The 23,825-nt window shown below is 46.3% G+C and carries 16 protein-coding genes; 4 read left to right on the plus strand and 12 right to left on the minus strand.

What is annotated here, in order from left to right; translation table 11 throughout:
• Positions 1-22 precede the first annotated feature (22 nt).
• The gene (locus NIES2104_RS07555; protein ID WP_058997238.1) at positions 23-304 is read left to right on the plus strand and encodes a hypothetical protein; all 282 of its coding nucleotides are present in this window, start codon (positions 23-25) and stop codon (positions 302-304) included.
• 244 nt (positions 305-548) lie between these two features.
• On the opposite strand, the gene NIES2104_RS07560 is transcribed toward NIES2104_RS07555, so the two are convergent.
• The 7 genes from NIES2104_RS07560 to NIES2104_RS07590 form a co-directional block, all read right to left on the minus strand.
• Positions 549-3,347, minus strand: coding sequence for a hypothetical protein (locus tag NIES2104_RS07560; RefSeq protein WP_058997240.1), 2,799 nt, complete (start codon positions 3,345-3,347; stop codon positions 549-551).
• Positions 3,348-3,351: 4 nt separating this feature from the next.
• Positions 3,352-5,616, minus strand: a complete 2,265-nt coding sequence (locus tag NIES2104_RS07565) for a hypothetical protein (protein ID WP_058997242.1) — start codon at positions 5,614-5,616, stop codon at positions 3,352-3,354.
• Positions 5,617-5,690: 74 nt separating this feature from the next.
• Positions 5,691-7,925 carry a hypothetical protein gene (locus NIES2104_RS07570; RefSeq protein ID WP_058997244.1) on the minus strand — a complete coding sequence of 745 codons (2,235 nt, stop codon included), beginning with the start codon at positions 7,923-7,925 and terminating at the stop codon, positions 5,691-5,693.
• Positions 7,926-8,116: 191 nt separating this feature from the next.
• Positions 8,117-8,650 (minus strand): hypothetical protein, encoded by a 534-nt coding sequence (locus NIES2104_RS07575; RefSeq protein ID WP_156426890.1) that lies wholly within the window; start codon positions 8,648-8,650, stop codon positions 8,117-8,119.
• A complete protein-coding gene (locus NIES2104_RS07580; RefSeq protein WP_058997248.1) occupies positions 8,647-10,386 on the minus strand; it encodes a hypothetical protein in 1,740 nt (579 codons plus the stop codon). Before NIES2104_RS07580 ends, NIES2104_RS07575 begins: the two co-directional genes overlap by 4 nt.
• 8 nt (positions 10,387-10,394) lie before the next feature.
• Complete coding sequence (locus NIES2104_RS07585) at positions 10,395-12,926, minus strand: hypothetical protein (RefSeq protein WP_058997250.1); 2,532 nt, start codon at positions 12,924-12,926, stop codon at positions 10,395-10,397.
• Positions 12,927-13,210: 284 nt separating this feature from the next.
• Positions 13,211-14,521: an NAD(P)/FAD-dependent oxidoreductase gene (locus tag NIES2104_RS07590; protein ID WP_058997252.1), complete on the minus strand. Its 1,311-nt coding sequence runs from the start codon at positions 14,519-14,521 to the stop codon at positions 13,211-13,213.
• 92 nt (positions 14,522-14,613) lie between these two features.
• Between NIES2104_RS07590 and yidD the strand changes: the two genes are divergently transcribed.
• The gene (yidD, locus tag NIES2104_RS07595; protein ID WP_058997257.1) at positions 14,614-14,835 is read left to right on the plus strand and encodes a membrane protein insertion efficiency factor YidD; all 222 of its coding nucleotides are present in this window, start codon (positions 14,614-14,616) and stop codon (positions 14,833-14,835) included.
• Positions 14,832-15,521, plus strand: coding sequence for a M15 family metallopeptidase (locus NIES2104_RS07600; RefSeq protein ID WP_058997263.1), 690 nt, complete (start codon positions 14,832-14,834; stop codon positions 15,519-15,521). Before yidD ends, NIES2104_RS07600 begins: the two co-directional genes overlap by 4 nt.
• A gap of 207 nt (positions 15,522-15,728) precedes the next feature.
• Here NIES2104_RS07600 and NIES2104_RS07605 read toward each other — a convergent pair whose 3' ends face one another.
• On the minus strand, positions 15,729-16,169 hold the full coding sequence (locus tag NIES2104_RS07605; RefSeq protein ID WP_058997265.1) for a peptidylprolyl isomerase: 441 nt from the start codon (positions 16,167-16,169) through the stop codon (positions 15,729-15,731).
• A 61-nt stretch (positions 16,170-16,230) separates the two neighbouring features.
• Positions 16,231-17,361: a cob(I)yrinic acid a,c-diamide adenosyltransferase gene (locus NIES2104_RS07610; RefSeq protein ID WP_058997268.1), complete on the minus strand. Its 1,131-nt coding sequence runs from the start codon at positions 17,359-17,361 to the stop codon at positions 16,231-16,233.
• Positions 17,362-17,521: 160 nt separating this feature from the next.
• Here NIES2104_RS07610 and NIES2104_RS07615 point away from each other — a divergent pair, with 160 nt between their 5' ends.
• Complete coding sequence (locus tag NIES2104_RS07615) at positions 17,522-18,058, plus strand: phosphate-starvation-inducible PsiE family protein (protein WP_082689948.1); 537 nt, start codon at positions 17,522-17,524, stop codon at positions 18,056-18,058.
• A 264-nt stretch (positions 18,059-18,322) separates the two neighbouring features.
• Here NIES2104_RS07615 and NIES2104_RS07620 read toward each other — a convergent pair whose 3' ends face one another.
• From NIES2104_RS07620 to ptsP, 3 genes are read right to left on the minus strand one after another with little or no spacing between them, the layout of a single operon-like run.
• Entirely contained in the window at positions 18,323-20,128 is a 1,806-nt protein-coding gene (locus NIES2104_RS07620; RefSeq protein WP_058997270.1) for a PTS fructose-like transporter subunit IIB, read from the minus strand.
• A 2-nt stretch (positions 20,129-20,130) separates the two neighbouring features.
• Positions 20,131-21,084, minus strand: a complete 954-nt coding sequence (pfkB, locus tag NIES2104_RS07625; RefSeq protein ID WP_058997271.1) for a 1-phosphofructokinase — start codon at positions 21,082-21,084, stop codon at positions 20,131-20,133.
• Complete coding sequence (gene ptsP, locus NIES2104_RS07630) at positions 21,081-23,546, minus strand: phosphoenolpyruvate--protein phosphotransferase (RefSeq protein ID WP_058997272.1); 2,466 nt, start codon at positions 23,544-23,546, stop codon at positions 21,081-21,083. Before ptsP ends, pfkB begins: the two co-directional genes overlap by 4 nt.
• Positions 23,547-23,825: the final 279 nt, after the last annotated feature.

The raw sequence follows: 23,825 nt of genomic DNA on the forward strand, positions 1-23,825 counted from the left end.
TTGGACGACTAGGAGAACTGTGATGAATCCTCTACTCGAACAGTACACGGTGAGTACAGAATTTCCAGAAGCGAGCGGTGCTGAACAACTAGAGATGTTACAGATGCGAGATCGCCTTTTAGCGGTAGAATCCACCCTCTCTGACCTAGAAAAGGAACAACTCAGCCAAGCCGATCGCCGCCTGATTCAGCAAGCCCCCCAAGTGCTGCTAGAACTTTCGCAATTTGTAGATTTAGCCGCAATGCGACGAACCCAAGATATTTCCGCAGAGCGGTGGTGGTGGTACTTAGATGTGTTGGCATAGATTCAGGAAAACACCGCACTATCAACCGCGCTGACGTAATGTTTAACTCGTCGATCGCTTAGCAGAGTGAATGCGATCGTACAGCGTTCGTTCAGCGGACAAATGGAAATGCGATCGTAGGATTCGATCAGCGATTTATGAATTGCGATCGCAAATTTTCAGTTATAAAAATCGCTGCGATTCACAGAACCACAGCGAAACGGGGCGAGTGAATAACGAAGCGAAAAGACGCATCACATTCACGTCAAATCACATCAGAGACACCAATCAGAGTTTCTTCAGTCGAAACGAAAGCACTTTGACGGAGTTGGTTGTCTTTTACCACTGTAAGACGATATTGAAACGATCGCTTAGTCCGATCCTTGAGCGCAAGGCGTAATGGAATGGGTGCGGTTGATGTTCCTGATAGTTCTAGACGTTCTTCACGATGATAGTGATTCACTGGATCGTCGTATCTCACATCGATGAACATCATGCGGAGTGAGCCAGGAGTAAACAGTGGAATAAATTGAATATCCAGTGCGCCTTCAAACGGATCATTTAGCGCGATTGCACTTGTTTCTGTAGTCTGTAGCTCAGATTCCTGCTTTGTTCCATCTTTGAGATGATAGATGAATCGATACTGATACGATCGAGCATTCGGATCATCTAATCGAATCTTCCAAGCTTGAGCAGGCGAAGCAGAAGTAAACGTGAATGTTTTCGATTTGTTCCAGCCTGTCGGACTTTGGTAAGACAAGAGAGCATCGATCGAATCAATCACACCCCAATCAATTCGATTCGGAACAACACGCACTTCTAAAAAGCCAAGATGTTCAAAAGGATTGATTGCAAGAGTTCGATCGTCGGTCGGAATCGCAGGGATTTCATAAGAGTAAGCGCGTCCTTCCCAATCTGAACCTGGATCAAAGTGATACTGAACACTGTATCTGTAAGTTGTATCAGCGGTAGAGTTCATGAACACCTCGAACTTCTGTTCGGCAGGCTCATCGGGTTCAAACACAAAATCAGCGTGTTTATGGTCGATCGCATTGTTTGGATTGCCATAGTCGATCGCGACTTGAGCGGACTTTAAGCCGATTCGATTAAAGTCGATCGAGCCATCTAACTGAACAGTAAAGACCCTGAAAAACGAATCATCTAAATCGACTTCGACAAAGTGTTTCCGCTTGTCTGCTAAGTCATTCAGCAGTAATCCAATCAATCCTTGAGGCGCATAAGTTCGTTGCACCGCTTCAGAGCGATTGTATTGTAAGGTAACTGTTTTTTGCTCCTCTTGGTGAATGAACTTGAGTTTTAGCGCGATCGCTGGATCTCCAGCAGTTGGTGTTGGGGTCGGTCTTGGTGTTGGGGTTGGTGTTGGCGTTGGAGTTGGGGTGATGGGAGCGGGACGGGAAAGTTTAGCTTCAATCTTGGCAGCAGGGGTTGAGATGACTTTTCCGGTGATTTCGGCAACGCGATCGCGAAAATCTCCGACTCTCTGAGGTTGAGCATCTCTAGCGCGAGTATGTCCGAAAGCTGTCTCAGTGGTGCTAGTGACAAGCGGTAAGATCAACCCTTTTGCAACTTGCGATCGTCGCTGAGATAGTTTGAGATTGAATTTTTGCTTTTCTGGTGAATCATCGTTCTCAAAGCTGGCATGAGCTTTTATCGTGACATCCTTGGGAACAGCAAGGCGATTTTGTACCCAATCTTTGAGCTGGTTGCCATCACCGGAAATGTGTGTCCCTGGAGTATCAGTGATGCCTTGACGCGATGTTGTCGTTGAGAACTGTACATCCGGTGGATTTGGGTTGTTGTTCAGGTAGCTGAGATAGTTTTTTGAACTGGTAGACCAACCGGACTCGCGAGGTTTGTCGTAGTCAAAGAAGAGATGGAACGTTTCATCGGTGGTCGTTGCGGGATATTCGACCAGGATGTTTGCTTGGGAATTGTCGGCAATGTTGATCGTGATTTGATTGTTGGCATCTAGCGATCGCACTTCTCCATTAATTCGCACAGTTGGATTGTTTCCACGAATCGTGAGCGTTTCAGTCGTTCCAGTGGATGCGGGAGAATGTTCGATCGTATATCCATTGGGTGAAGGATTCGGATCGCGGCTAGTAATTTCAAGTGTTGCGGGCTGTCGCTCTGAAGTTGGAGCAGGTGGAGTTTCAGGTGTGGGTTCTGTTGGTGGATTGGTTGGAGTCGGTCGATTTGGTAGTTCAGGAGGTGTTACTTGACCGCCTGCGAGTTGACCGGGTGTTAATGTCGGCTCAAACCATTCCTTGAGTAGATTTTCTTTGAAGAAATCAAGCGCCCATTTTTCTTTTTCGGCTCGATCGTCTGCACTGGAATAGTTCGTTACTTCGATCTTAATTGCCCCATTTTGCACTAAGCTTTCAAATGCAGCTTCGATTCCCACTTTGACAAAGTAGTATTGTCCGCTTAAGGCTGCACTGAAGTGGTTGTAAACGCGCTTGAGGTCTGCGGTAATCTTGACTTCGAGAGCGGGGCGCATTCCGGTGTATTTGAGGTTGTAGAGAACGCCGACGGGGGTTGTTCCCTGCTCAAAGGCTTGCTCTAAAATCGTTGCTCCCTCTTGGCTCAACACTAAGCTAAAAGTTGCAGAATTTGTTGCATCGAGAGAAGGAATGGTCGCACCGAGGATTTTTTCAACGGCTTTGAATGTTCCATCGGGTGCGGTTGTGCCTCCAGATCCTTGTAAGTTCAGGGCAACACAGGCGACAGTTCCTTCATCGAATGACACCGCAGACAGTTTCGGTTGATCGGGAGCAATTCCTCTGAGTTTCCCTAAGATTCTCTGCTCGATCGCCGGATCTAACTGTAAGTCCACATCGAACATCAAATATCCGCCGCCTTTTGCCCCTCCTGCAACTGCTGCGGGTTTGTATTTGATGAAGGTGAAGCTGGCACGTTTATCTGCGCCTCTACGGGCGAATTTGACGGGTCTGGGTAAATACCAGAATTGATTCGGATCAGCGTGATCCGCGAAGATCGTTGTGTTCTCGATCGTTAAAGTTTTCGTTCCAAGTAACAGCATAGTTCTAAGCAACAGGTAAAAGAAGCAAATCCGTATTTGTCGTCATCCAATCGAGCGATCGAGACAGTCCATTGAGGTAACGGTAAGTGATGCGGTAGCGATAGGCTGTCTTTTGATCATCTGCGTAGTCAAACTCGAACGTTGATCGATCGTTGTTTGATTCAAAGGTGAATAGGTCTGAAAAGCTCAAACCATTGTCTTCATCTTCATAGTTCAGTTCGACTTGAATTTCTGCGAGTCGTTTCAGAGCAAAGTCCGTTTTCTTCGGTTGTACGGTGACGATCCGATGACCTTGCATATCAGTACGGAGAATAATTCGTCGATCGTTGGTCACAGAAGGCGGAATTTCGAGCGTTCTTCCACCTTTGAATAATAGGGTTACTTGATAAGCCACGGTTCGATAGTCAGGATTGATCAGATCAACTTTGAAAACTTTAGAAGTGCTATCCTCTTTGTTAAATTCAAAGGATTGTTCTAGTAAGACATCATTCTTTGCATCGTCGTAGGTGAGATCGACAAAAGCGCGATCGACAAGATTCCAATCGAGACTGGGAACGACGGTTAGCGATCGCTTGTTCGGTCGTGGATCGCGTAGCGTAATTCGTTCATCCGTTGCATCTAAGAACGGTGTTTCGATATCACGATTGTTTGCAGCTCGATAGATGAGTTTGTACTGGAATTGAGTCAATTTCGGATCGCGAACAAACATTTTCCAGGTTTGCTCACTGTGTGCTTGATCAAGCAGGAAACTATCATCCATCCGAATACCGTTCTTTTCATCGGTATATTTCAGATGAACTTCAATCTGAGGATAGCGATCCCAGGGAAAACTTAGAGCCACGATCGGAATATGCACGATCGAATAAAGTTCACGCGGATTGATTTCTAGGTTGTCTCCATCACAAGTTAATGGTACTGATTCGACCGCGATTGGTCTTTCGTTGCTATCAATTCCTTTGAAAGTGACTTTGTACTGAGCGGTTACATCGCGCTGCATGATTGAATCTTTGACAATGCTTGCCCATTCCATCTGAGTTCGAGCATTGGAAGACTCTAGTAAAACATTATTGGGAGAAGTACCATAGTTCAGTCGAACGTTGATCGAACTAATCGAATCTTCCTCGAAGTTCGCACGAGAAATGACCGCTAAGCGGCGACGTTCAAACCAGGGATCGTCTAAATCGACAGAGAGAATAAAATCTTTCAGATCTAGTCCTTGATCGGCAATCATTCGAGTAAGCCCGGTCAAATGACCTTGAGGATAGATGCTACGTTTAACAGTAGTTCGTTCGCTGATGTTGACATCGAGAGATTTACGATCGATGCGTGTGTAGTCTAGTCTTTTGTATGAGAACGTCCCCATCGAAGACCAGCCGCCTGTAGTTGCAATTTGAGAAGCCCGATTTGCAACATACAACGCTTTATCCCAGCCATCTTTCTCTTCTTTGACTGGATCAATACTCGGTTTGAAAAACGCATCGGTGATCATATCGCGTACTTCATTCACCGCTTGATCACGCCGTTCCAGAACTGCGCTTTCATCTTCGCCTTCTGGCACAAAAGTATCTGCCTCAATGACGATCGCACGATTTTCAATCAGTTCATCGACCGCTTTATCAATGTCGATCGACACAAACATCGCATCAATTCCAAAATGTTCATCTAAATGCTTCTGAACCCGATCCCAATCGACGCTAAGCTTGACAGAATAAGCAGGACGAAGAGCGAGGTAATCGAGCGAATAAACAATACCGATCGGAGACATTTCGCCCTGTAGCGCTTTCTCCATCACCGTGACACCATATTGATCTAGTGCAACTGAGAACGCTGCCTGATTGCTACCATACAGAGAAGGTTTCGCAGCTTGATCAATTTTGAGCACAAATTGAGGAGATGAACTATTGGGATTAGAGGTGTCGCCCGTCTGCTTGCCAAATAGTAAGAGTCGTACCGTTCCATCGATTAAGGGAACAGGAGCAAGGCGTGGAGTTTGTGATAGATTTGCAGCTTGCTCGAGTTTTTGACGAATTTTTTCTAAGGTTTCTTCTTCAACGCCAATGTTGACATCAAAGTTTAGAAAGCCGCCATTCCCCGCTCTACCGCGATATTTGATCAGTTGAATTTGGGGGATTTGTTGACCTGTGGTTTTATCCTCGATCGTGGTCAACTTCGGCATCAAGGGTAGATAGTAATATTGCAGCGGATCAGCATGATCGCAAAAGAGAGAAACCCCTTCAATAATGTGAAAAGGTGGATTGAGATATAGCATTGTTGTTTCCTTAACTTGAAGAGAAGAGAGATCCAATCTCTTAACAAGATCGGATCTCAATTTAATTGATAGAACTACACGCCGACAGGCATCCGCAGCGCCAATGTGAGCGAATCAGACAATTGAGGAGTCGCATTCATTTTGCGTTCAGAACCATCCGCCATGTAGAAGACAGCATTCCAGCTATACTTGTTCAAATGCTTGTCTTTCAACGGCACAGACCAAGTTTGAGGTGTTTTTGCAGTCGCATCAAAAGTCAAATCAGTCCGAGCAATGATGTCGTTCTTCAGATCCTCATAGCTCAGTGACACAACAACCAGCATCACTTTGTTAAAGTCAATTCCGATCGGAACCACTTTAACGTTTAGCATATCTTCGATCTTGCGACCGACCATGATCGTGAGATCTGTTGTTTCAGTTTCGGGAATCTCTTCGATCTGACCATTCTTAAGCTGAATGGTGCCTTTGTAGATCACCTTGCCACCCTCTTCGTCGATCGCTGGAAACGCCCAATCAAAGAACGGCTGAGATTTGCTCAGTGCAACAGTCGTCGTCTTGGTGTAGTCGTTTTTCTCATCAATGTACTTCACATCGACAAAGATCGTTTGAATGTCTTTATCGAGATCGCCTGCTGCTCGTAAACTAACCGTCTTAGTCGCATTGAACGGATCATTGATGTAGAGTTGTGGCGATCGAGAAGTTTTTTCACTCACTTGATACTCTTTGCCATCCGCCATAAAGTACTTCACAGTGTACCGATACGGCGTTTTTACAGGAGCAAAGACCACTTCTCTCAGAGTCGCTTTTGGATTGCTCTTATCAAGCAAGTATTCGTGCTCGATCTGACCGACACCGCCTTCAGAAGCATCATAAGCAAGTTTGACCTGAGCTTGTGTAACCTGATTCCAGTTCAGATCGCCGGGGAGAACGTCGATCGCTAAAATTCCAGTTTCACCTACGTTGATCGTCAAGAACTTTTCATCAGTCGTTGCTTCTTGCGACTTGTAAGCCCGACTTTCGTTCTTGTAGTTCACCTGATACCAGTACTTATAAGCCCACTTGCCGTTTTCGATGAAAGACTTGAACTTTTCTACTTTGTCAGGATTGTTGAAGCTAAACTCATCAATTTGGTGAACGGTTCCTTCTTGGTAGTCTAAGTGAACTTCAACACTATCGAGCGGCAAATCTTTGAAGTCCGCATTCACGCGAGTTGTCACTTGCAAAGTCTTGAAGAACGGATCATCGAGATCGACTGTCGTTGCATAGTCTTCCCACTTCAGCGGCTTACCCTCTTTATCGAGCAAGGTAGTAATCGGTTGCAGCATTCCTTGAGGAGCCATATTCCATTCAACAGCTTGACTTTCTCGGTAGGAAGTATTGAAGCTATTAAACTTGTATTGGCTCAATCGCAGATGAAAATCCGTTGCATTCTCAGGAACTTTCTTCTGCTCTTCCGTAAACGGTTGTAGCTTATCCTCGTTAGAATTCTTGATTGCTTCTGCTAAAGAATTCATTGCCCAATCGCGGATTTTTTGCTTGACATCATCAGAGGTTTTGAAGTCTTTGAAGTCAATTTCCACGCCGCCCCATTGATACTGACTTGCGTACTCAGTCACGGTTTTGTTGATGATGGTGCGATTGCGGTTTGATCCACCGAATAACCAGCGCCAGACTGTACCAAATGCACCTTGAGATTGTTCACGTCTGGTGAAATCTTCCACGAAGCTTTGGAACTTGCTGGAATCAAACCAGATCCGGGCTGTAATTGCAGGCAGTTTGACGACGCAGTAGAGATCGTACGCAACTTGAACAAATCCACCTTTGTTTTGCAGGGCTTGTTCAAAGAAGGTAGCACCGAGATCCGTTAGCTCGATCGTGAATGGCGTAATGTTGCGTCCGTACAGTGAAGGTTTACCAGGGTTGAAAACCGTTTCAACAAATTTGTCGCTAATGCTTTCAACGTTGAGTTTTGCGGTTCCTTTGGTGTAGGTGATAGTTCCGATCTTGACTTGAGGTTTCGGATTTTGACTTGGAAACAGTTGATCGACTTGTTCTTGAAGCTTTTTGACAATGAGTTGTTTCTTATCTTCAGGAACACTAAATTCAACATCACAAACCAAGAAGCCGCCGCCTTTGGTTTGATCTGCACGCTCGATCGGTAAACGATATTTGTAGAAGCTAAACGAAGGGCGACCATCTTCATTGACTCGAAAGCGAGGCAGATCAGGGACGAGATAGAACAATGTAGGGTCTTCGTCGCCATAGATAGTTACGCCTTCGATGACTTGCACTTTTTCAATTAACAACATGAGTGATGTTCCTCATTGGTAAGCTGTTCGGTCTGTATCAATTCTGCGAAATCAAGTAGGGAAGTGAGAGTAGCCGATCGGGGAATGTTTAAACCGACGAATTTGATGATTTTTCCCTCCGTTGTTCATCCGCCCCGAATTCTATTCCGGGGCGGATGAACAACGAAGCAAAGAGATTCGTCAAGCTAACGTTAAATCGCTAGAATTTGCACGTAGTCCATCCCATTCCCGCCCGTAAACCAAGTGCTTACATCTGTCGATCGCTGAATTTCTGACTCTCCAAGCATCGCTCTGTAAGTAATGATTAACTGCTCTTTTCGCCCATTAAAAGCCGCGATCGCTTGTGCTTTCTGATCGCCTTCAAGCTGAATACTAAATACGGTTGTAAACGGTGGATAGCCCGAAGATTTAGTAGATTGAAGGACTTCAAATTCACCGCTGTTTGTTTTAACAGAGAGCGTTACGGATTCAACAGTGAGCGGCGCAGGATGTAATGAGACGGATTCAAGATTGAATTGTTTTGCGATCGCGCTTTCGAGTTCTTCCAGTTGTTGAGTCGGGACACTCCATTCACTGCTCAATTGCAACATCGCGACTCGATCAAGCACAATCAGCGAAGCGGCTGGATGACCTTGCGGAGTTGCTTGAGAAGTGGGAGCACCCGGAATGTAGTAGAAATAGGAACAATCGGCATAGTACTCAATGCCTTGATAGTTAAACATCATGTCAAATCACCTTGAATTTTAAGTGGGACAAATGGAGATTGCACCGCTGACCATTCCACAGCAGGATCACGACGGGGACGATAGCGATATCCAGCTTTGAACGGAGACTTTGCAAACCAACTCCAAACTTTTACAGGTTGAACAGGTGTGAAGAACAATACGTTGATGTCTGGGGAATCTTCAGGAAGAAGCTCGATCGCATAAATTTTCAAACCCTCGCTAAATTCACACTCGATGCTAATTTGGTGCGCTCCATACTCTCGAAATGAGTGCAGCCCGATCTGACAGTTTTTTGCTGGAAATGGAGCGATTTTGAGTGTTTGAGAGCTATCGAGAGACTGAGCCGTTAGCTCGATCGTTGAATTTGTAGCAGTTTTTGGAAGTGCTAGTGTAAGTTCACCATCGAGATCAAACCATTGTGCATTCGATTTTTCGCCTTCTTGCCAGCGACAAATTCCTTGAACTTTAGCGATCGCTATTATCGATCGAGCAGCATCAAGCATGAGAAAGTTTACGGGGAACTGATTCGGTCGAATATACAAGCGATCGCCTGTGTGTGAAAAGTCTTCGCTGTTTAGCTGTTGAACTCCGTTGATATCCTGAATGACGACTGTAGTTGAGAACGTATAGTTAAGCGGTTCATTGGGAGATAGTCTGAGGAGTAAGTTTGCAGAGTCATTCGGTGGTAAGAGTTCTGAGGAAATGACTCTTGCTTGAGGACGAAAGGGGAGAACGGGAGCCGCTTTGAGGCACACACTGATTGAAAGTACTCCAGGTCTACGATCGGGCAAATTTGCAGAAACCGCGATCGACCAAGATCCGGTTGGAATTGGAGAAACGATCGCTTCTTGAAAAACTTCGCTCAATCCCTTCTCCTGAACTAATCGACGTGCAGACGCTAACGGATCAAGCGTTAGAATCACAGTTCGATAAGCTTGCAGCGGTTGAGACAAGTCCCACTCATAGTGACCAGAACTAACAGAGGCAAGCTTGATGTATGCTCTACCATCATTGTTTGGAGACGGAATCAATGTTCCGAACTGGGCGCGAACCCAATCCGTCATCGTTTCCGCAAATTCAAGATTTGAACTATCTCCTATGATTTCAAGCGGTAGTAGATTGCTACGGAAGAATGTTGTAATCTCCTCACAAGCAATCTGCCGCTGTGCATCTCCGAGTGTCGCTAAACGATCGATTAAAACTGCCGGATCAAATCGAACCTGAATCGGTAAACGCGGTGCAACACCAATCATTTCCATTTCAGCCCGCGCCATGAGTTTTAGAACATTGTTTGTGAGTGCGCCTTTGAGTTCGATCGCAGTTAAATCCGAAACCGTCAAGCCATACCGCGCACTCGTTAAACCATTCCAGGCTAGAGGAATTGGCGCTTTCAGATCATTCGGGATCTCATCTGCATACAATCGTAGAAATCCTGCTCTGAAAATTACAGGCTGTATGGTTGCATCAGATTGCTTAGTTCGGATTGCATCCAGAGCTTCAGTCAGTGGATAGTTAGTTCGCAATCGAAACTCTAATAGTCCATGTGGTTTGGGGGGTAGGATTGGATTTTGACCTCTGACTAAAATCAAGTTGAAATCAGGTTTATCGTTTGTGTTGCCAATGTCGATCGCATTCGGCAACACGAAACAATTCCCCGCATTTTCATATGGATAGAAGATCCATCCCTGCTCGAACTGAATGGGATTGTGAAAGTCAGGGAGTCCTTGAAGTGACATTTCGACCTCTAGGGTAAAGGTGGCAGCTTATCAGTCGTAATCCACAACGGTTCTCGACTTTCCGATCGCCATTGTCCTGCTGGATCTTCAACGCTCGTTCCATTGCTCAAAATGACTTGCGATCGATAGTCATAACTTCCGGTATCAACTTTGTTCAAAATCCAATCTCGAACAGGTGTAATCAAATCAGTCTGAACAATTAAGCGATCCGGAGTTGCATCCCGTAAGAAGGTGATAGCAGTGCCTGATTTGAGATCGATGCTAATGGCTGCAATACGATCGCTAAAAATTCCGCTGACAGTTCTCACTTCAAGTTTGCGCTTGTATGTTGCAGTCGAATCGAGGCGCACAATCGAATTCCAGATTGCTTCTCGATCGGCAAGAACATCCACACCACTAAAATCGAAAACAGCTTGAGAGCTATTGTTTAACGGAATCGAACTATTGACTGTGAGATTGATGGAAGCACCGGGAGCGAGATCGATCGGAAAAGCAGCACCCGTGATAGTAGTCTGAACTTGTAGGTTTGAGTTGATTCTGGCAGAAAGGGAATTGATGCGGACTGGACTTTCGATCGCATTTTTCAGCGCGACTTGAATGGTTCCGGTGGTGATATCGATCGATTGAGTTACATCGAAGATTTCGCCGACCATATCATCGACCTGAGCAGTAAAGGGAATAATCTCAGTCTTACTATTTGGTAGACTGACTTTCACTTGACCTTGAAACAGTTGCGTTGCGGTAAATAATGCGTTGTAAATCTTCTGAAATGCTTTCATCGAGAGCGTGCAAGAATCTCTGAACCCGCTTCGCATCTCGACTAAAACATTTGGTCGATCGCGATAGTCAAGCGAACCATCTTCTTTCGGTAGTCCTAAGAACAATTGAGGCGAAGATTCAGTGACTAAAGGCTTAAACTCAACACCTGAAGGAGAGTATTGCTCTAAATCTTTTGCCGCCGCTGCGAGTCGAGCGGGATTCACAAACGGATAAGCCCAAAACTCGATCGATACCTGCATTTCCTCAGATCCTTCAACAGGTTGAAACTCGATCGACATCATTGGATAATGCGGACTTTCTGGACGGCGCACCAGTTTGAAACTATCCGGTAGATAGTAAAACACATTGCGTTCAGCCGGATCTTGATAGTAGCTATAGCCATTCGACTGACGAAAATCTAGCTTAAAGTTCGTATTGTTCGAGTCTCCGATATTGCGATAGATATATGGGTGCAAGCTTGGAGGAAATACAAACGGACGATAGTCACTTTGAATATCTAACACCCGCGTTGCTTCTCGAAATTGAGGTTCAGCAGGTGGGCGATAAGTAACCCATTGAATTTTAATATTATAGCCATACTCAATCACTTGAACTTTCGCAAAATTCCCACTGTTCGTTCTCACTGCAAAAACGCTTCCATTCGTAAGCTGATTGCTGCGATTGGGTGCAGGATCATCAGAAATCACAATCGGCGGACGTTTTACCGGAATGCGATCGACTGGAATCCGACCCACGACATCAATTGGACGAAGCTGATTGATTTCCGCTGCTTTCGGGCTAACTCGCTTAAATCGATCCGGATCAACGCCCCGCAAAATATCTGGTTTTGTCACTCGATCGATGCGATCGACAATATCAATCGGAAGCCGTTTTCGCCAAATCACGATCGAGCCATCAATCGGATTAGAACTGTAAGCAAGCGAGCGAAGTTCTTCCACTGCGATCGCATCAAAATCACGCGCTCCCAAGCTCACAATCTGAGCATTTCCCCGTGGAGTCATCTTTCGCAACACATCGGTTTCTTGTTGCCACCAAACATCGCCTTTATCTGTTTCTACGCCGGTATCAAAGTTAAAGAGCCAAGTCCCGCGAATCGTTCCGGTTCCAGAAGAAACAATCGAGGTCGCAGTTTGAGAGAGCGGAAGTCCGATTTTTGTCGATCGACGAACAATCAACACTGAAGCATAAGCCGTATTCGTCAACGCTTGATAAACTAAGTCCCGCTCTGGCAGTGAAGCGAGTTGCAGTACTGCTTTGATACCTTCTGGCTCTGGTGTAATTTCTTGAAAAATTAGCTCTTTTTGTCCAGCATTCGGATCATTCGGATCAAGTCGGTGCTGCAAAATCACGCTGATAGAATGAGTTAATTCTTGAGCCGATCGTGCCTTATTTTGAAGTACTGGAGCCGGATATTTTTCTAGATGAATCGTTAAGCTCCAACCTTGAGGACTTTCTGCCATCAATATCTGAATCTGTTGATTACGCTCAGACACGCGATATCGCGGTAGATAGTACTTCGTTTCATCTGTCGGAGCTTCGTAGAGAATTTCATCGCTCACGGTGCCATCTGAACTGATCGGAACGGTGATTTGATTGCGAGGTACACCATTGATCGGTTCTCGGATTAAGGCAATCTTGTTTGCTAAATCAGGATTGATCCATTTCACTTGATCAAGCCTGACGGGAGTAGTGGCGATTTCGATCGCTGAAATCGCTTGCGAAAGTTGTTGAGTTGTACGATCGCTAATGTTAGTCAACACGGGTGCTCCTGAATCGCGGCTTTATTTCCATAGTGGAAGGCACGATCTAAGGAAGGCAGTACCCATGTGGGGAGTTTTGGAGAATGTTTGAAGAGTATGGATAGTCTCTTCGCTCTCGTTGCACTCCCGCCCTGAAATGAATTTCGGGCTAACCGTGGAAAGTCTACTAAAGTAGACTAAAAACCAGTTTCAAGCTCTTAGTCCATTTCAATGGACTTGCGTCGATTAGCCCGAAATTCATTTCAGGGCGGTTGATGCAACGAACGAAACCTTCTGAAACACTCTTATCGCAATGATGCCATCAAGACCTGTGCTGCAACTTTCGGTGAGAAAAACTCAGCAGGTGACTTTAATTGATGAGCTACTTCCATCAACAATGTATTTAACGAAGCATTCGTGCTGGTTTGTTTGACTAACTGTTGCGTGTACCAACCTAAGACAGTTGCAAATCGATTCGAGGGTGTCCGACCTGCGGTCGTGAAAAACCGAGAATCCTGCCCAACTGCAACCGACCAAGGAAGCTGATTGTTTTTTGCTAATCGACGCTGAAACTCACTAGAACTTCGTCGATCGCTCTTTTTCAGCCAATCTCGCAGTACCATCGCTGCAAGTGCACTCACCGTCATTCCTTGACCATATACCGGACACAACGCACAGACCGCATCTCCAAGCGCTACAAATCCATTTGGAACTTCGATCTTTTCGTAGTGATACCACCGATTTGCAGTCGCACGATGAGCATAAATCGGAGAAATTGGAGTTGCAGACGCGATCGCATCATGAAACCTCGGACTTGCAAGACTCCGAGCAAAGTCTAAAAATCCTGCATCATCAAGCGGCGGAAAGTCCCGCCCATATCCACCGAGTGTTGCAATCCACTGATTGTTCTCAATCTTAGCTAAGTAGCCTAATCGAGTGTTATCGGGTGGCTGCTGCGGAACGAGCATCACTTTCCAATCTTGATCAATGTCATTAGAGGCTTGATAGCGACGAGTGGCATATCCCAAAAACGGATTGATCACAGTTGTTGTCGGTGCAGTGAATCCAGATTCAGCTAACCATTTCGGGGCGGCAGAACGACGACCACCAGCATCGACAACTAAAGCTGCTTCGAGATCGATCGACGATCGCGAATTCGATTGTGCTTTCACGCCAACAATCTGCCGTTGTTGCTCGATAAATCCAGTGACACGATGCGAATTGAGCCATTGAATCGAGGAATTAGCCGGTAGTCGTTGTCGAATTGCCCATTCTAAAAGGGGGCGGGAGCAGGTGAAGGAAATGATTTGAGAGGGAGTACGATCGCATTGATTCCAAGCCCCAAAATCGAAATGCTGAAATTCACGTGCCCAATCAATCTTGAGCGCTCCTGCGGCTTCGAGATCCGTTCCAATTCCCGGAAATAACGCTTCTAAAATTTGATAGCCTTTGGCAAACAATACATGAGGTTGTGGAGATTGCGGCACTCCTCGACGGGCTTCGGGCGTTTGAGGTAGTGCATCCGACTCGACGATCGTCACCGAGTCATAGAACTCGCTTAGAACACGAGCCGCTAACAATCCGGCAATGCTTCCTCCGATGACAACTGCTTGCATGATTCAGCCTGTGATAGTTTCATTGATCATAGTACTGCACAGAAATTCTGCTCGATCGTCTACGATCGAACAATTCCCCCGTTGTTTCAGCTATGAAAGTTCTGCTCATCGGATTGGTTAAAGGCTACCGAATTGCAATTTCGCCGCTCTTGATGCCGAGTTGTCGGTTTCATCCGACCTGTTCCCAATACGCGATCGAGGCGCTACAAACTCACGGCGCACTAAAAGGGAGCTGGCTGAGCGCTCGAAGAATTTGCCGCTGTCACCCCTTTAATCCGGGTGGTTATGATCCTGTTCCGAAAAAAGAAGCATGAAACCGTATCAGAAAATCGCGATCGCAGAGTGCAATGAACCCTTAGTCGAGATTCCCAAAAAATTCGCAAGGGTGTCACCGCATCCTTACACCAAATTGGGCGCACCGTATGAAGATCGATCGCCCTTTTTTGTAAGGCAGGGAATTCTCGATCGCTTACTGATTGCCGATGCTCATCTTCAAACTCTTCAGCCTGGATGGAAGATTCAGATCTTCGATGCGTATCGTCCGGTTGCAGTTCAGCAATTCATGGTGGATTACACGCTAAAAGAATTAGTGAACGTGAATGGACTCGATTTAGAAACACTTTCTACAACACAGCGAGAAGAATTTCAGCAACAGGTTTATCAATTTTGGGCAATGCCAAATTTAAATCCTGCAACTCCGCCGCCTCATAGTACCGGAGCCGCGATCGATGTGACATTAATCGATGAAACTGGAAGCGCGATCGACATGGGATCAGACATTGATGAAATCTCGCCTCGATCGTTTCCCAATCATTACGCTGATTCTGATTTACCGTATCATCGACACCGCGAAATTCTTGCAAATAGCATGATCTCCGCAGGCTTTAAGCGCCACTGGAATGAATGGTGGCACTTTTCCTACGGAGATCAGATCTGGGCATGGCTCACGAATCAGGATGAACCGGGAGCGAATGAGATCGCTAAATACGGCAGAGGTTAAAGAGACGTTTGAAACCGCTTCGTTGTTGGCACAGCCCGCCCTGAAATGAATTTCGGGCTAATCGGCGTAAGTCCATTGAAATGGACTAAGAAACTGAAACTTGCTCCTAGTCTACTTCAGTAGACTTTCGTCGGTTAGCCCGAAATTCATTTCAGGGCGGGAGCGCAACGAGAGCGAAGAAACTATCTATACTCTTTCAAACATCCTCTAAGCTTCGATTTTCACCGATAAAATGCGATCGTTCCCCCGAATCGCATTCACCACATTCATATCGTCGGTCTTACCAAACACGGTATGAACACCATCCAAGTGAGGCTGGGGAGAATGGCAAATAAAGAATTGGCTACCGCCCGTATTGCGTCCAGCATGAGCCATCGACAATGAGCCTGCTTGATGCTTATTCGGATTGATTTCGCAGTTGATTTTGTATCCAGGTCCGCCCGTTCCCGGCATTCCCGATGCGCCTTCACGAGTGTTCGGACAGCCGCCCTGAACCATAAAGTTTGGAATCACCCGGTGAAAAGCTAACCCGTCGTAAAAGCCTTTATTTGCTAAATCAACAAAGTTCTTTACGGTGTTCGGCGCATCCTTGTCGAATAGTTCTAGATGGATTGTGCCTTTGTCCGTTTCCATGATTGCGCGAGTCATATCAGCGCTCCCTCATATTTTCAGCTTTTCCATCCTATCAGGGTCTTCACGATCGCATCATCTAAAAATCGACTCCGCGCTTGAGATCAATTCCTTTTTCCGCGTAATGTTTGTGACAGACCATCTCTGAGTGAACAGTTGCCAACTCAAAATATGCAGGCGGATTCTTACAGCGTCCGGTAATCACAATCTCCGTATCGCGTGGCTTTCTTAACAAAGCTTGCACGATCGGTTCTTCAGGCAGTAGTTCTAAATCAACCGTCGGATTTAATTCATCGAGAATAATGGTTTTATACAATCCAGACGCGATCGCGGCTCGTGCAATTTCCCAACCCCGCTCTGCTTCGACGTAATCTAATTCTTGCTGTTGACCGCGCCACACGATCGCATCTCTTCCTGATCGCTGATGATCGACCAAGTTCGGGTAGCTTTGTCGCAGCGCATTAATCGCGGCATCCTCGGTATAACCCGTTCCACCTTTAAGCCATTGCATAATCAAGACGCGATGGGATTTATCCTGACTAATTCCTTTCCCGATCGCTTGAAGTGCCTTTCCCAATGCGCTCGTCGATTTACCTTTTCCCGCCCCTGTGTAAATTTCGATGCCTGCAATTCCTTCCTCTTTTGCCACATGATAGTGAGGCTTCATTTCCGAGTGAAGATCGGCAATATCAATCAACGGTTGGGGTGCAGCCCGTCCCGTCACGATCACTTCCATGTGATCCGGTTTGTTCTTCAGGGTTCGGACGACTTCATCGACTGGAAGCAATCCGAGATCCAGCACAGGATTGAGTTCATCCATTACCACGACTGAATATAAGCCTGATGCGATCGCACCTCTTGCCACATCCCATCCACGCTGTGCTTCTTGTCGATCGAACTTCGTAATCTCATCGGCTCCGAAGAATTCTCCGCGTCCAGTTCGCACTTGGTCGATCAAATGAGGAAATGCCCGCTGTAGTGCTTGAATCGAGGCATCTTCGTCATACGTGCGTCCGGGACCTTTGAGAAATCTCAGCAGTAACACCCGTGTTTGAGAAAGATTTTGAATTCCCAGCCCGATCGAGCGCAGCACCACACCGAGTGCCGCCTGAGACTTTCCTTTACCCGCCCCATCGTAGACGTGAATCTGTCCGGTCATGCGTTCTGATCGCGTTTGGGCGGTGCGAATACCAACGCCTGCTCTAGTCATATCGATCGCCGTTTTAAATGCAGATTTACTCTAGCAGTTTTCTCGAAGCTGGAACATCAATCCTTGATGGAATCGATAAGCGACTCTGATGTAAAGTCACTTGAAATATAAACTTCACTCAACTTAAAGTAGAACCAGTCTCACATCAAGGAGCGCCGAAATGCAGGATTCGATGAAGCCAACGTTTACTCCAATGACTGACTCCGATCGATGGTCTGCAAATTTCAGCCGAAATCATGTTGTTAAAGCACTGGAAACGGTTCAAGATTTGATTGTCGTCTCATTGTGCATTGGATTGTTCTGCGTGATGGTGATCCAATTGCGCGATATGTTTATTTCCCTGTTACCGCCGTTGAATTTTCATGATGTGACAGCGGATATTTTGTTCTTGCTGATTCTGGTTGAATTGTTTCGATTGTTAATTATCTATCTACAAGAGCAGCGAATCTCGATCGGGGTTGCGGTCGAAGTCGCGATCGTGTCGGTGCTGCGAGAAGTGCTGGTGCGCGGAATTTTAGAAGTACCTTGGACTCAAGTTCTGGCGACCTGTTCGTTTTTGATGGCGCTGGCGTTTTTGCTGGTGGTGCGCGTTTGGTTGCCGCCGACGTTTAAGGGGATTGACCCGGAGAAGCGGTATGCGATGCATTTTCACGATAAGGACTTTGAGAGGGTTCCGTTGAATGGGCAGGGGCATTAGGGCGAGAACGTTCCGCCCGATGAAACTGCTTGGGCGGAACATTTCGATTGAGCTTAGAGGGTGCTTGAAAAGTATAGATAGTCTCTTCGCTTCGTTGCGCTCCCGCCCTGAAATGAATTTCGGGCTAGCCGACGAAAGTCTACTGAAGTAGACTCAGAGCTTGATTCAGGTTCTTAGTCCATTTCTAATGGACTTGCGCCGATTAGCCCGAAATTGCATTTCAGGGCGGGGCGCTGCAATAAACGACACTTTTCAACCATCCTCTTAATGGCTAGGCTGAGAAACCTGCTGTTGTCGATCGCTCTTTTTCGGTTGCCAACGTTTGAGTTGAGCCGCAACGATCGCGGTCACCAATGTTCCAACCGCGATCGCAACTACATAGAGTCCACCCTGACCAACCGCATTCGGAATCGCTAAAACAAAGATGCCACCATGCGGAGCGCGAAGAGTACAACCGAATAGCATCGAGAGTCCACCTGCGATCGCAGATCCAGCAATACAAGCAGGTAACACTCGAATCGGATCTTCTGCGGCAAACGGAATTGCACCTTCTGTGATAAACGAGATTCCAAGAACTGACGCGACTTTTCCCGCTTGGCGTTCTTCTTGAGTAAAATGCCGTTTTGCCAGTAAAGTTGCTAGTGCTAATCCGAGGGGTGGAGTCATTCCGGCTGCCATCACTGCTGCCATCGGTTGGAAGATGTTGCTTGCAAGTAATCCAACTGCGAAGGTGTAAGCGGCTTTGTTCACAGGTCCGCCCATGTCGATCGCCATCATCCCACCCAGAATAAACCCTAGGATAACTGCATTCGTTTGTCCCATTCCTTGTAAGAATGCGGTGAGTCCGTCTAGAATCGCTTTCACAGGTGTACCAAACACAAAGACTAGCAGCAATCCGACAGCTAAGGTAGAGAGTAATGGAATGACTAAGACAGGTTTTAAGCCTTCAAAGTTTTCGGGTAGGTTCACTTTGTCGCGCACGAACCGGGCAATGTAGCCTGCTAAGAAACCGGATAAGATGCCGCCGAGAAATCCCATTCCTAGATTAGAAGCCAACATTCCGCCGATTAAACCTGGAGCTAGACCGGGACGATCTGCGATCGAGAATGCAATAAATCCCGATAGTACCGGAACAATCAAAGCGAACGCTGATTTTCCACCAATCTGTAAGAGTGCATCTCCGAAGCTTCCCGGTTCAGGTTTGAGTCCGAACGCGAACGAGAGCGCAATGATCAAGCCCCCTGCAACAATTACAGGCAGCATATAAGAAACACCAGTTAGCAAATGGCGATATGCTCCTGTCCGCTTTGAGCTTTGGGATGCTTTCGCTTGTCGAACGGCAGTCGCGTAATCTTGTTCTGATTGTGCGGTTTGGGCTTGCGGTTCGGGTTGTGCGAGAGCAGTTTCAATCACCGATCGACCCGATTTCAAAGCCTGCTTGGTTGAAGTTTCATAGATGCGTTTGCCTTGAAAGCGAGATAGATCGACATACGTATCTGCTGCAATTACAACCGCGTCTGCTTGGTCGATGTCTTCAGGGGTCAGTTGGTTTTTAGCTCCTACTGATCCTTGAGTTTCGACTTTGATATTGTGTCCAAGTGCGGCGGCTCCTTTGCGGAGTGCTTCGGCTGCCATAAAAGTGTGAGCGATTCCAGTCGGGCAGGAAGTGACACCGACTAGATGTTTAATGGTCGAAGGTACGGTCGGAACAGGAATCGATTCGGTGCGATCGATTTGGGGCGGTGTTTCGAGTTGATCGACTTCTGCAATCGCGTTTTCGATCACGGTTCTTGTTTCTCGAATTGCTCGACTGGTTGAGGTTGCATAAACGGTTTTATTGCCAAATCGAGCTAGATCGACGTGAATATCTGCGGCAACGATGACTAAATCGGCTTGGGCGATGTCTGCTTCGGTGAGTTGGGATTTCACGCCTTCTGCGCCTTGAGTTTCGACTTTGATGCGGTAGCCCATCATTTCAGCCATCTTTCTCAAAGCTTCGGCTGCCATAAAGGTATGAGCAATTCCAGTCGGACAAGCCGCGATCGCGACAATGTGATGAATCGGTTTCATAGTTATCGATGAGTTTGTAAAAGAGATTTGATTTTGACTTGTGACATCCAAGATTCGATCGTGTCTCTGGGCGGTAGTCTGGGTCCAATTTGGCTCAGGGCTGCGATCGAACAAGTAGTCGCTAACTTTGCACAGTCTGAGAGTGAGAAGTTTTGAAGCTTACCTACAATGAAACCCGCGACCATTGCATCACCTGCACCCACGGTACTGATAACTTCAACTTGAGGGGGGCGGGCATGAATGACTTCAGAGCGATCGACAAAAATCGCACCCTTTGCACCCATTGAGACAACTACACATTGAATTCCTTGATGGATCAGATCTTCAGCGGCTTGGATAATTGCTCGATCGTCGTCTAATGATCGACCAATGAGTTCCTGAAGCTCATTCACATTCGGTTTAATTGCATAAGGTGCAAATGGAATTGCTTGTTGTAAGCTTTCACCACTGGCATCGAGAACAACGGTTTTACCTTGGCGTTTTAGTCGATCGATTAACTTTCCATAGATATCCGCAGACATCCCCGTTGGAATACTTCCCGATAGAATAAACCAATCGCAATCTTTGATCAGACTATCAATCACTTGATCAAACGATGATAGATCTGTCTCAGTTGGCGTGAGTCCTGGAAAGTTAATATCTGTAACTTGATCTTGTGCTTCATCGACGATTTTGATGTTAACGCGAGTGTAGCCATCGACCATCACAAAGCGGTTATCGATCTGTTTCTCAGCAAAAAAGCGTTGAAATAAGTCGGCATTGTGTTGACCGAGAAAGCCACTCACACTGATTGGAACATCGAATCCTGATAGAAATGAGGCAACATTGATACCTTTTCCACCGGGATCAATTTGTTCCCATGTGACGCGGTTTACTTCGCCTGCGGTGAAATAGGGAATTGCAGCCGTATGATCGATCGCTGGATTGAGCGTAATCGTTGCAACTTTCGTTTTCATAGCGCTCGAACTTCCTGTATCGATCGACATTGCAACGCCCGTTTTGCTAATTCCTGTGTTTCAGCAAACGAAAGACTCCGAAGTTTTGCCTTTATTGCCGCAACACTCGGAATGCTCACACTCAATTCTGCGACTCCTAGCCCGGTTAGAATTGCTGCACCTTTTGGATCACCCGCAATACCACCACAAACCCCGACCCATTTTCCAGCAGTGTTCGCCGCTTTCACGGTTTGATCGATCAAGCGCAACACGACTGGATGTAAGCCATCTGCTTGTTTTGCAAGTGCGGGATGTCCTCGATCGATAGCCAGCGCATATTGGGTTAAATCATTCGTGCCGATCGAGAAGAAATCGACTTCCTGAGCTAACTCATGCGCCATAATCACCGCTGACGGAACCTCGATCATGATGCCGATGTCGATCGAATCTGCACCAACTTCTAATCGAACTTCTTCAGCGATCGATTTCGCTGCCTGCAAATCTTCCAGGGTCGCAATCATCGGAAACATCATTTTGATTGCTCCCGTTTGCGATGCTCGATAAATTGCTCTCAATTGAGGCTTAAATAGATCCGGTCGCTGCAAACAAAGTCGAATGCCTCGCACACCTAAAAACGGATTCGCTTCTGCGGGAAGATTGAGATAAGGAACTTCTTTATCTCCACCAATATCTAATGTCCGAACAATCAACGGCAATCCATTCAGAGCTTGTGTCATCTGAGAATAAGCTTTGAATTGTTCCTCTTCTGACGGTGGCTCAGTGCGATTTAAGAAGAGAAATTCCGTTCGCAGTAGTCCAATTCCTTCGGCTCCTGCATTCACCGCTTGTTCTGCTTCCTGAGCGGCTCCAATGTTGGCAACGACTTCTACGCGATGTCCATCAGTCATCAATGCGGGCTGATAGCAAGCGAGTTTTTCAGCTTCTCGAATCGTTTGTAAATCGCGCTGTGCTGTTTCTGCGATCGCTAAATCTTGCCGAGATGGATTCGGGTAGAGAGAACCGCGATCGCCATCTAACACACAAGGCGTTCCGTCGCTCAGATGTAGCACCGTTGGACCTGCACCGACGATCGCGGGAATATCAAGCGATCGAGCAATGATCGCACTATGCGAAGTCGGACCGCCGTAAGCTGTACAAAATCCTGCAATCAAAGCCGGATCAAGGTTTGCGGTATCCGAAGGCGTGAGATCTTCTGCAATCAAGATCACAGAATGATCAGGCAAGCTCGGAGCCTCTTGAACATCGTCTGCAAGTAGCCGCAAGACTCGCTCTCCCACATCGCGCAAATCAGTTGCTCGACCTGCTAAAAGCGGATCAGAAAGCTTTTCTAAGGATTGAGCGCGTTGTTCATAGCTTTGTTTCCATGCTGATGCTGCACTTTGTCCCCGATTCAATTGTGCAGACACTCCATGCAGCGAAGCTACCGCACTTTCGATTAGCTCTGGATCATCCAGAAACTCTTGATGCGCGAGGAAGATTGCAGCTTGATTGTTCCCTGAGCGGCTTTTTACATCTTTGTAAAGGCTCTGAAGCTGTTGTTTTGCGGTTTCGACTGCTTGCCGTAAGCGCGTTGTTTCAGATTTTGAATCTTGAGCGGTTTCTGTGAAAATAATTTGACTGCGCTTGAACTGGAAAATTGGCGCGATCGCAAGTCCAGGAGATGCCATGATTCCCGATATTGCAGGCGTTTCAAAGTTCAAATCCGACGATCGATGCTGGACTGAAGTGTGCTCAGCTTCGTCTTCGAGACCGGATTCGATCGCGGTTTTTAGCGATCGTAATGCTGTATCTGCATCGACTCCATCAGCGATTAACTGAATTGTTTCTCCGCCTGAAACTCCAAGCTTTAACAATGAAATCAAACTCTTTGCATTCGCTGTTTCATTCTTGTAGCGAACTTGAATATTAGATTCAAATTGCTTTGCTAAATTGACTAAAGTGGTTGCTGGACGAGCATGAAGTCCTGCACCTTTTGAAACAGTCACATCAACAGATTGACCGGAATTAGAAGCGATCGCTTGAGATGTGTCAGAGCTTCGATTCGTTAAACAAGCAACAATGTCATCAGAATTCGCAGTTTGAGACAGCCTTTGAATCGTTTGTTCATCATCGAGAACGTGTGTCAGATTCGACAAAATTTCGAGGTGTTCATCAGATTTTGCGGCAATTCCTACAACGAGATGCACTCGTTCACCGGGGTTCCATTCCACACCTTGGGGAATTTGCACGACAGCAATTCCGGTTTGCAGAATTAAATCTCGATCGTTTGGAAGTCCATGAGGAATTGCGATTCCATTACCGAGATAAGTATTCGCAACTTTCTCGCGTTCCATCATGCTGTCAATATAATCCGGTTTCATGTTGCCGTTCTCGACTAACAAGAGTCCCGCTTGGCAAATTGCCTCGGCTTTATTCGAGGCGTTGGAATGGAGTTTGATGTGGTTACGATCGAGCGTAATCATTTTTAAAAGAATATTGAACCTTGTTTATTATGAATTCTCTAAAACTGACCTGACATTTATCCGGGGATCATTGTTTTTCAGAATAAGTTGTGCCACGATCTAATCAACCGCAGCGCATTTTCTGTTAATAGAATAAAGGTTTAGGAATCTCAATACACGCCCGAATAAAGAGTGCGTTAGACTCGCAGAATGTAGGCATTTCAGAAATAACAAAGTGATCACTTCTGTTGTTCAAACGCACTTCAAAAACTTGTCTTTAGTTTTAACATTTCCACAATT

Source organism: Leptolyngbya sp. NIES-2104 (genome assembly GCF_001485215.1).
In the GTDB taxonomy this organism is placed as follows: Bacteria; Cyanobacteriota; Cyanobacteriia; order Leptolyngbyales; family Leptolyngbyaceae; genus Leptolyngbya.